This window comes from Thioalkalivibrio sp., assembly GCF_041685615.1.
GTDB lineage: Bacteria > Pseudomonadota > Gammaproteobacteria > Ectothiorhodospirales > Ectothiorhodospiraceae > Thioalkalivibrio.
Genome location: NZ_JAWLFK010000005.1, coordinates 19,457 through 28,912, shown reverse-complemented (window position 1 = coordinate 28,912; position 9,456 = coordinate 19,457). Strand labels below are relative to the sequence as shown.

Here is a 9,456-nt window from a genome sequence, read left to right as displayed (position 1 = left end):
GTGTTCACCCGCATGGTGGTGGATCTCTCGGAGTTCACCCAAAGCTGGTGGTGGGCCATCCTCGGCGTCCTGGTGGCGATCGGCTTCGTCTTCGTCCAAGCCAGGCGGCGCTCGCCGCGCTTCGCCCGCTTCCTCGACATCATCATCCTCAAGGCGCCGGCCTTTGGCCCGATCCTGCGCAAGGCGTCGATCGCGCGGTTTGCCCGCACGCTGTCCACCATGTTCTCCGCCGGCGTCCCGCTCGTGGATGCCCTGGGCTCGGTCTCCGGCGCCACCGGCAATGCAGTCTACCGCGAGGCCACCTTGCGCATGCGTGACGAGACCGAGGCGGGCGGCCAGCTCCAATGGTCGATGCGCAACACCGGCGTGTTCCCCAACATGGTCGTGCAGATGGTCGCGATCGGCGAGGAGTCCGGCTCGCTGGACTCCATGCTCGCCAAGGTCGCGGACTTCTACGAGGCCGAGGTCGACAATGCCGTGGACAGCCTGTCCAGCCTGCTCGAGCCATTGATCATGGTGGTCCTGGGCGTACTGGTCGGCGGCCTGGTCATCGCGATGTACCTGCCCATCTTCCAGATGGGTCAGGTGATCTAGGGGATGCTGGCCGAACTGGGCAACTGGACACTCCCGATTGGCGGCGTGCTCGGACTGCTGATCGGCAGCTTCATCAATGTCGTCATCATGCGCCTGCCGGTAATGCTGGAGCGCGACTGGGAACGTGAAGCGCACGCAATCCTCGAGACCGAGCCCGCCGGTGGCGGGCGCGAGCACTTCGACCTGGTCCGCCCGCGCTCGCGTTGCCCACAATGCCAGCGCCCGGTCCGGGCACTGGAAAACGTGCCCATCCTCAGCTTCCTGTTCCTGCGCGGGCGCTGTCCCGGCTGCGGGACCCGCATCAGCTGGCAGTACCCGGCGGTCGAGGCCCTCACGGCGCTGCTGTTCGTCGTCACCATCTGGCATCTGGGACCGAATGCCGCGGGCCTGCTGGCCCTGGTGTTCACCGGCGTGCTGATCGCGGCCGCCGGAATCGATGCCCGCACCACCCTGCTCCCCGACCAGCTGACCCTGCCACTGCTGTGGCTGGGGCTGCTGGTCAACATCCCCGGGACCTTCACCGACCTCCAATCCGCCGTCATCGGCGCCGCCGCCGGCTACCTCGTGCTGTGGTTGATCTTCCACGGCTTCCGCCTGCTGACCGGCAAGGAAGGCATGGGCTTCGGCGACTTCAAGCTGCTGGCCGCCCTTGGCGCCTGGCTCGGCTGGCAGGCCCTGCCGGTGATCCTGCTGCTGGCCTCGCTGGTCGGCGCGATCGTCGGCATCACCCTGATCCTGTTGCGCGGACGCGATCGCAACATTCCGATCCCCTTCGGGCCCTACCTTGCCGCCGCCGGCTGGCTCGCGATGATCTGGGGCGAGGAAATGCTCGCCCTCTACTTCCCGCAGGGCCTGTAGGCAGCCCATGCTGCGCGTCGGACTTACGGGGGGCATTGGCTGCGGCAAGAGCCGCGTCGCAGGTCTCTTTGCGAGCCACGGGGTCCCGGTGTTCGACGCCGACACCATCAACCGCGAACTCCAGGCGCCGGGCCACGACCTCTATGCCGCCATCGTCGATCGCTTCGGGCCCGGCGTCCTGGACGCACGCGGCCATCTGGACCGCGGGGCCCTGCGCAGCCGGATTTTTGCCGACCCGACGGAACGCCAGGTGCTGGAGGCCCTTGTCCACCCAGCGGTGGAGCAGGCGATCGAGGAGCGTCTGGCCGCCCTGCCCGCGGATGTGCCCTATGCCCTGATCGTGGTGCCGCTGCTTTTCGAGGCGGGCTGGGAAACGCGCTTTGACCACGTCATCGTGGTCCACTGCGAACCCGCTGAACAGCTTGCCCGGGTCACCCAGCGCGACGGGCGCAGCGGCGCCGAGGTAGAGGCCATCCTCGAGGCCCAGATGGACCCCGAGGAGCGGCGGCTGCGTGCAGACAGCGAAATCCACAACACCGAGCAGACCACCGAGGGCGAACTGGCGAACCAGGTAGCAGAACGCGATACCGCCCTGCGGCAGTTGGCTGCCCGCAGCGCCTCGCGGGTAGAAATCCGGCCCCGAGATACCTGATACTGGCGGGATTGCCGGGCCATTCATCCCAAGGCGTTACTTGGGCCCTCCTGCCGAACGGGCACGCCGTGAGTCAAACCCTGACCTTCGAACAACCCCTGCATGAACGCGTGCGCCTCCTGTTGCGCCTGGAGGCCCTGAACGCGCGCTTTGCGGATGCGCTGGAATCCGGACGCCCCTTCGATCACCACGAGGCACTGGTCTCGCTGGTGGATATCTACGCCCTGGTTACGCGCGTCGACATCAAGCGTGAACTGATGGGCGAGATCGAACGCCAGACCGCCAACCTGAACCGCCTGGCCAACCAGCCCGGCCTCGACGCCGACCGCTTTCGCGAAACCATGGACGCCCAGAAGCGGCTGCACGACGCACTGGAGGAACAGGCCGGCGCGCTCGATCACCGCGTGCGCGGGAGCGAGTTCTTCTCCAGCGTGCGCCAGCGCATGGCCCTCCCGGGCGGGGCGTTCGACTTTGACCTGCCGATCTACCACTACTGGCTGGCACAGCCCACGCAGGCGCGCAGCGAACTCCTGCTCGAATGGTTCGAGCCGCTGAACACCGTGGCCGAGGCGACCGCCCAGGTGCTGCGCTACATGCGCCGCTCGGGCCGTTCCGAGCCGGTCACGGCCGAGGACGGCTACTTCGAGCGCAACCTCGATACGGCCCACGCGTGGCAACTCATCCGCGTGACGGTGGACCCCGCACTGGGTGTCTATCCGGAGATCAGCGGCGGCCGGCAACGCTTTACCGTGCGCTTCTTCGCGCCCGGAGACTTCCGCGAGCGCCCTGTGCCAGCCAGCCGTGACGTCTCCTTCCAGCTCTGCTGCTGCGCGATCTGAAACGACACCCGAGCCGGCTCGATCAATCCAGCAACCCGCGGATGGCCGCGATGCCCTGACCACCTGCGGCGCGCGCCGGTGCCAGGGCGTCCGGGCTCATACCCCCCAGCGCATAAACCGGGATCGCGGCACCCCGCACCCACGCCGCGAACCGCTCCCAGCCCAGCGCCTCCGCCCCGGGATGCGTCGCGGTCGGGCACACGGGCCCAAGCACCGCGAAATCCAGCCCCAGCGCCGCTGCACGCTGAAGGCCGCTGCGGTCATGGACCGAGGCGGCCACCCAACCGCCAGTGGCGGGCCGTTCGTCCAGTCCGCACCAGCGCCGCTCCGGCAGATGCAGCCCCATCTCCGGGAACCCCGCCAGCCACTCCGGGGGGGCGTTCGCCAGGAGCGGAATCCCGAGATCCCGGGCGGGTCCCGCGATGGCCGCGAGAAAGTCGCGATAGTCGTCCTCGCTCAAGTCGGGCGCCCGCACCTGGACCATCCCGGCGTGCCCCGCGCGCAGGGCCTGTACCACGCGGGCCGCCACGGACGCGGCCTGCGCCGCGTCCGCCGGTGACGGGGTAATCAGATAGAACGAGGGGAGTTGCAGGGCGTGGAGGATCGCGCGATTCGCGGCCGGAAACGCCGTCGGGTCCAGCTCGGCCGGGGCGCGCCAATCCAAGGGCTGGCCCTCGCGGCCCCGGGGCACGCCCGACCAGGCCCTGACACGGAAGACATGCAACCGCACCGCGCGCTCCGCGTAGGCATGCTCGATGGTCAGGCACTGTTCGGCCGTCTCCACCGCAAGCCCTAACTCCTCCTCGAGCTCCCGGGCCAGCGCGACCGCGGGTGACTCACCGGCGGCCACCTTCCCGCCGGGGAACTCCCAGAGCCCGGCCAGATGGCGCGCACCCTCGCGGCGCGTCACCAGTACGCGGCCATCAGCGTCGAGGATCAGGCCAACCGACACCTCGAGCGGGGAGGAAGGCAGCGGCTCAGGACCGGTACTCGGCATTGATGCGCACGTACTCGTGGGAGAAATCGCAGGTGTACTTGCGCGCCAGCGCATCCCCGCGGCCGAGATCGATCCGGATCAGGATCTCGTCGGCGCCAAAGGCTCGCTGGCCATCGGCCTCGGCGTAGTCCGGGGCACGTCCTCCCTGGCGCACGATCTCGACATCGTTCACGCGGATCGCGACACGCTCGATTACCAGGTCCGGGACCCCTGCGCGTCCCACGGCGGCGAGTATCCGGCCCCAGTTCGGGTCGGACGCGAACAATGCGGTCTTGACCAGGGGCGAGAGCGCCACCGTCCCGGCGATCTGCGCCGCCTCCTCGCGGGTCCGGGCACCGGCCACCTCGACGGTCACGAACTTGGTCGCCCCCTCACCATCACGGACGATGGCCTGGGCCAACTCCAGGCAGACGGCGTCCAGCGCCGCGGCAAAGGCCTCGCGGTCGGCGGTGGTGGCAAGACCGGCCCTGCTCGCACCGCTGGCCATCAACACCACGGCATCATTGGTGGAAGTATCACCATCGACGGTGATCGCGTTGAAGCTGTCGCGATTGGCCTGGCGCAACAGGCCCTCCAGTTCCGGAGGCGCGATCGCCAGGTCGGTCCCGATGAAGGCCAGCATGGTCGCCATATCGGGATGGATCATTCCGGAGCCTTTGGCGATCCCGGTGAGGGTCACCTCGCCCCCCGAAAGCATAACCCGACGGCTGGCCCCCTTGAGCACGGTATCGGTGGTCATGATCGCGCGCCCGACCTGCATCCAGGTATCGGGGGCCAGGCCGGCGTGCAGTGTCGGCAGCGCCGCGACGATGCGTTCCACCGGGAGTGGCTCGCCAATCACGCCGGTGGAGAACGGCAGCACCGCCTCCGGCGTGCCACCCGAAATCCCAGCGACGGCGTCACAGCACCGCCGAGCCGCAGCCAGCCCGGCCTCCCCCGTGCCGGCGTTGGCATTGCCGGCATTGATCAGCAACCAGCGTGCGGCGCCCCGTGCCTGGTGCTCGGCAGCCACCACCACGGGCGCCGCGCGGAAGGCATTGGTGGTGTAGAGCGCGGCGATGGTCGCATCGGGACCGGCATCAATCAGCACCAGGTCGTCACGCCCGGCGTAGCGGATACCCGCCGCGTTCGCGGCCAGGCGGATGCCCGGCACCGGTTGCAGCACCTCCGGGGCGGTCAGTCCTACGGCCATGCGGTCCGGACCTCCCTACAGCTTGCCGTGGCAGTGCTTGAACTTCTTGCCCGAGCCGCACCAACAGGGCTCGTTGCGGCCCAGTTTGGGCTCCTCGCGGCGGTACGGGGCCTCGCCCCCGGCAACCGGCTCCCGCGGCTCCGCCTCGCCCTCGGCATCGGCATCGGCACCGGCCTTCAGCGCGCTGTCGGGATTCTGGTGCTGGAACTGCAGGTCGTCCTCGGCGGGCGCGGTCTTCTTGGGCTTGAGCGCCTCGACCTCTTCAGGCGAGCGCAGCTGCATACGCAAGAGGAATTTCACGACGTCATGTTTTATGCGTTCCAGCAGGGACTGGAACATCGCGAAGGCTTCCTTCTTGTATTCCTGCTTCGGGTTGCGCTGGGCGTAGCCGCGCAGTCCGATGCCCTGTCGCAGATAGTCCATCGCGGCCAGGTGTTCCTTCCACTGACTGTCCAGGACCTGGAGCATCACATCGCGCTGCAACCGGTTCATGGTCGCGTCGCCCAGCTGCTCTCGCTTCGCGGTCAGCATCCCGCGGGCATGGCCGATGATCCGCTCGCGCAGCGGCTCCTCGTGCAGGTCGCCCTCGTCGTCCAACCACTTCTGGACAGGAAGGTCGAGCCCGAACTCCCCGTTCAGGGCCTGCTGCAGGCCCTCGACGTCCCACTCGTCCTCGATCGAACCCGGCGGGATGTACTGGCTGATCAGGCCATTGACGACGTCCTCCACCAAGGTGTCGATGGTGTCGCTGATGTCTTCGGTGGTCAGCAGCTCGGCGCGCTGTTCGTAGATCACCCGGCGCTGATCGTTGGCGACGTCGTCGTATTCGAGGAGTTGCTTGCGGATATCGAAGTTGTGCGCCTCGACCTTGCGCTGGGCATTCTCAATGGCACGCGAGACCCAGGCGTTCTCGATCGCCTCGCCTTCCTTCATGCCCAGGCGCTGCATCAGGCCGCGCACGCGTTCGGAGGCGAATACACGCATCAGGTTGTCTTCCAGCGAAAGGAAGAAACGGCTGGAACCCGGGTCGCCCTGGCGGCCGGAGCGACCGCGCAGCTGGTTGTCGATACGCCGGGACTCGTGACGCTCCGAGCCGATGATGTGCAGACCGCCGGATTCGATTACCGCATCGTGGCGCTGCTGCCAGTCGGCCCGGATCGCTTCCTGCTGCGCGGCGTCCGCCGGGTCCAGGTCGGCCAGTTCGGCATCCAGCGACCCCCCGAGCACAATGTCGGTGCCGCGACCGGCCATGTTCGTCGCCAGCGTCACCGCCTTCGGGCGCCCGGCCTGAGCGATGATCGCGGCCTCGCGCTCGTGCTGCTTGGCGTTCAGGACCTCGAACGGGATGCCGGTCTTCTTGAGGGCATCGGCCAGCCGCTCGGAGCTCTCCACCGAGGCCGTCCCGACCAGCACTGGCTGACCGCGGTCCACGCACCACTGGATCTCCTTGATGATGGCGTCGTACTTCTCTTCCTGGGTCAGGAATACCAGGTCCTGCAGGTCGTCGCGCACCAGCGGCTTGTTGCCGGGGATCACGACTACTTCCAGGTCATAGATGGTCTTGAACTCGTAGGCCTCGGTATCCGCGGTACCGGTCATTCCGGCCAGCTTGTCGTACAGGCGGAAGTAGTTCTGGAAGGTAATCGAGGCCAGCGTCTGGTTCTCGCGCTGGATCGGGACGCCCTCCTTCGCCTCGATCGCCTGGTGCAGCCCCTCGGACCAGCGCCGCCCGGCCATGATGCGGCCAGTAAACTCGTCGATGATCTGCACCTTGTCGTCGCGCACCAGGTAGTCGACGTCGCGATGGAACAGCGCGTGGGCACGCAGGGCCGCGTTCAGGTGGTGCAGCACCGCGATGCTTGCGGAGTCGTACAAGGTCTGGTGCTCTTCCAGCAGGCCCGCCTGGCGCAGCAACTCCTCGGCCTTTTCGTGGCCCTCCTCGCTAAGGAAAACCTGCTTGGCCTTCTCGTCCACGAAGTAGTCGCCCGCGCTCTCTTCGTCTTCCTGGCGAGTGAGCTGCGGCGGGATGGTGTTCAGCCGTTCGTAGAGCTCCGAGCTGTCGCCACTGGGACCGGAGATGATCAGTGGGGTCCGCGCCTCGTCGATCAGGATGGAGTCGACCTCGTCCACGACCGCGAAATTGAGCGCGCGCTGCACCCGCTGATCGGCCGAGAACGCCATGTTGTCGCGCAGATAGTCGAAGCCGAACTCGTTGTTCGTGCCGTAGGTGATGTCCGCGGCATAAGCCTCGCGGCGGGTCACCGGACGCAGGTGATCGAACCCCCCCTCCTCGGCCTGGTAATCCGGATCGAACAGATAGGAGGCGGAGTCCACACCCAGGCCGCCGGAGCTGTTGACCACGCCCACCGAAAGACCAAGTGCGTGGTAGACACCTCCCATCCAGGCCGCGTCGCGCCGGGCCAGGTAGTCGTTCACCGTGACCACGTGCACGCCGTCGCCGGTCAACGCATTGAGGTAGGCCGGAAGGGTCGCCACCAGGGTCTTGCCCTCGCCAGTGCGCATTTCGGCGATGCGCCCATCGTTCAGGACCATGCCGCCGATCAACTGCACGTCAAAGTGGCGCAGCCCCAGCACCTGCACGCTCATGGCGCGGCAGACGGCGAATGCCTCCGGGAGGAGCTTCTCGAGATCCTCGCCCTCGCCCAGGCGGCGCTGGAATTCCTGGGTCTTGTGGCGCAGTTCGTCCTGCGACAGCGCCTCGGTGGAGTCAGCGAGGGTATTGATGCGTTCCACCGCCCGGGTATAGCGCTTGAGGATGCGATCGTTGCGACTACCGAAGATCTTCTGAACGAGCTGCTTGACCATGGGGATCCGAAAGGGTTGGCTGAAACCGGCCTAGGATAAACGATCCGCCGGGGAAACGCTGTGCCGTGGAGAGACAAAGCCGCGGGATCATCAGTCCGCCGGTATGGCCCCCGCGGTTGTTCAATCGCGATCGGGGAGAAAGTCGTAGGGGTTCAGGGCCTTGCCAGCATCCACGACCTCGAAGTGCAGGTGGGTGTCGGTCGCGCGGCCGGTGCGACCCATGGTCGCGATCACCTCGCCGGCCTCCACGCGCTCGCCGGGCTCGACCAGGACCTCCTCGTTGTGGGCGTAGCGGGTGTTCAACCCGCCACCATGAGTGATCTCAACCAGATTGCCAAAGTTGCTGTGGCGCCCCGCGAAGACGACCACGCCTCCGCCCGCCGCACGAATCTCCGAGCCGGGCCGGCCGGCAAAGTCCATTCCCGAATGGAACCGGCGGTTCCCGGTGAACGGGTCTTCGCGGTAGCCGAACGCCGAGCTGATCCAGGCTTCATCCCCTACCGGACGGTGCTGCGGCAAGAGGGCCTCACGCACGGCATCCAGACGTATTTCCGAGTCGACCGTAGCCACCGTGGCACTGTGACGCGTCAGCAGCTGTTCCAGCGCCAGCAGGCGTTCGTGCATCTCCAGGGGCGAATCCGGGCCATCCAGTAGCGGCCCACCCTGGCCACCAGTTTCCGGCGCCAGATCGGCCACGTCGAGACCCAGGGAATCGCCCACCGAACGGATGCGCAGATCCACGCGCGACAACCGGCGCTCCAGCGCAACGACGCGCTCGACGAGGTGGTTCAGGCCTTCCTGGGCCGCCTCGCGTTCGGCGGCTTCCACGGCGACCGGGTCCAGCGTGCGGGTGACCGGGATGCGGACAACCTCGCGCTGGCTTTGCCCTGCCAGGTAGGCCATCACAACCGCCACGGCCATCAGCAGCACCAGGGCCGACGCCGCGAGGCCCATGGCCCACAAGGGAAGGCGTGCACAAAGGCCGTCCGGACGTAGTACGATCAACTGCATGCGAGACCTCTTGTCGTATCCGCCGGGTCCTGCGGGAGTCACTGAATGACGCCGCAGCGGATTACCCGCTTCATCGCCCGCGACTGGTCCGCGCATTCCAGCCGCGACCGCGGCGTGGAGCGCGCCCTTGAGGCGCTGGCCGGCGATGCGCTGCAAGCCGGACGCCTGGCGTTCACCCTGCGCGAGAACACCCTGGTCGCGATCTGCGCGGACCGCGGGCTTGCGACCGAGCTGCGCTTTCAGCAGCGCGAGCTGCTCAAGACCCTGGGTGCAGCGGGCTTCGAGGGTGTCGAGCAGATGCGCATCCGCCTGGCCAGCACCCCGCGCGCCCCCGAGCCGGCGGCGCAACGGGAACGCCGCGAGATCCCGGACGAGGCCCGCCGGATCCTTTCCGACACGGCCACCAGCATCCAGGATCCCGGACTGGCCCGCGCCCTGGAGCGGCTCGCCCGGGCCGCCGCACCGTCACCGAAGCAGGACTGAGCCC

Annotated in this window: 9 protein-coding genes; 5 read left to right on the top strand and 4 right to left on the bottom strand. The window is 67.7% G+C overall.

What is annotated here, in order from left to right; translation table 11 throughout:
- The 4 genes from ACESLR_RS01785 to zapD form a co-directional block, all read left to right on the top strand.
- Nucleotides 1–594: type II secretion system F family protein (locus ACESLR_RS01785; RefSeq protein WP_373066603.1), on the top strand; the 594-nt coding region annotated here is incomplete at its 5' end.
- A gap of 3 nt (nt 595–597) precedes the next feature.
- Nucleotides 598–1,452: a prepilin peptidase gene (locus tag ACESLR_RS01780; protein WP_373024095.1), complete on the top strand. Its 855-nt coding sequence runs from the start codon at nt 598–600 to the stop codon at nt 1,450–1,452.
- A 7-nt stretch (nt 1,453–1,459) separates the two neighbouring features.
- Nucleotides 1,460–2,104 carry a dephospho-CoA kinase gene (coaE, locus tag ACESLR_RS01775; RefSeq protein WP_373054186.1) on the top strand — a complete coding sequence of 215 codons (645 nt, stop codon included), beginning with the start codon at nt 1,460–1,462 and terminating at the stop codon, nt 2,102–2,104.
- A 68-nt stretch (nt 2,105–2,172) separates the two neighbouring features.
- Nucleotides 2,173–2,943, top strand: a complete 771-nt coding sequence (gene zapD / locus ACESLR_RS01770) for a cell division protein ZapD (RefSeq protein WP_373024093.1) — start codon at nt 2,173–2,175, stop codon at nt 2,941–2,943.
- A gap of 22 nt (nt 2,944–2,965) precedes the next feature.
- Here zapD and ACESLR_RS01765 read toward each other — a convergent pair whose 3' ends face one another.
- The 4 genes from ACESLR_RS01765 to ACESLR_RS01750 all read right to left on the bottom strand — a co-directional run bounded on the left by ACESLR_RS01765 (nt 2,966) and on the right by ACESLR_RS01750 (nt 8,969).
- On the bottom strand, nt 2,966–3,940 hold the full coding sequence (locus ACESLR_RS01765; RefSeq protein WP_373024092.1) for a Nudix family hydrolase: 975 nt from the start codon (nt 3,938–3,940) through the stop codon (nt 2,966–2,968).
- On the bottom strand, nt 3,921–5,132 hold the full coding sequence (gene argJ / locus ACESLR_RS01760; RefSeq protein ID WP_373024091.1) for a bifunctional glutamate N-acetyltransferase/amino-acid acetyltransferase ArgJ: 1,212 nt from the start codon (nt 5,130–5,132) through the stop codon (nt 3,921–3,923). Before argJ ends, ACESLR_RS01765 begins: the two co-directional genes overlap by 20 nt.
- A gap of 15 nt (nt 5,133–5,147) precedes the next feature.
- Entirely contained in the window at nt 5,148–7,958 is a 2,811-nt protein-coding gene (secA, locus tag ACESLR_RS01755; RefSeq protein WP_373024090.1) for a preprotein translocase subunit SecA, read from the bottom strand.
- 120 nt (nt 7,959–8,078) lie between these two features.
- Entirely contained in the window at nt 8,079–8,969 is an 891-nt protein-coding gene (locus tag ACESLR_RS01750) for a M23 family metallopeptidase (protein ID WP_373024089.1), read from the bottom strand.
- Nucleotides 8,970–9,014: 45 nt separating this feature from the next.
- Between ACESLR_RS01750 and ACESLR_RS01745 the strand changes: the two genes are divergently transcribed.
- Nucleotides 9,015–9,452 (top strand): DciA family protein, encoded by a 438-nt coding sequence (locus ACESLR_RS01745; RefSeq protein ID WP_373024088.1) that lies wholly within the window; start codon nt 9,015–9,017, stop codon nt 9,450–9,452.
- The last annotated feature ends 4 nt before the right edge of the window (nt 9,453–9,456 follow it).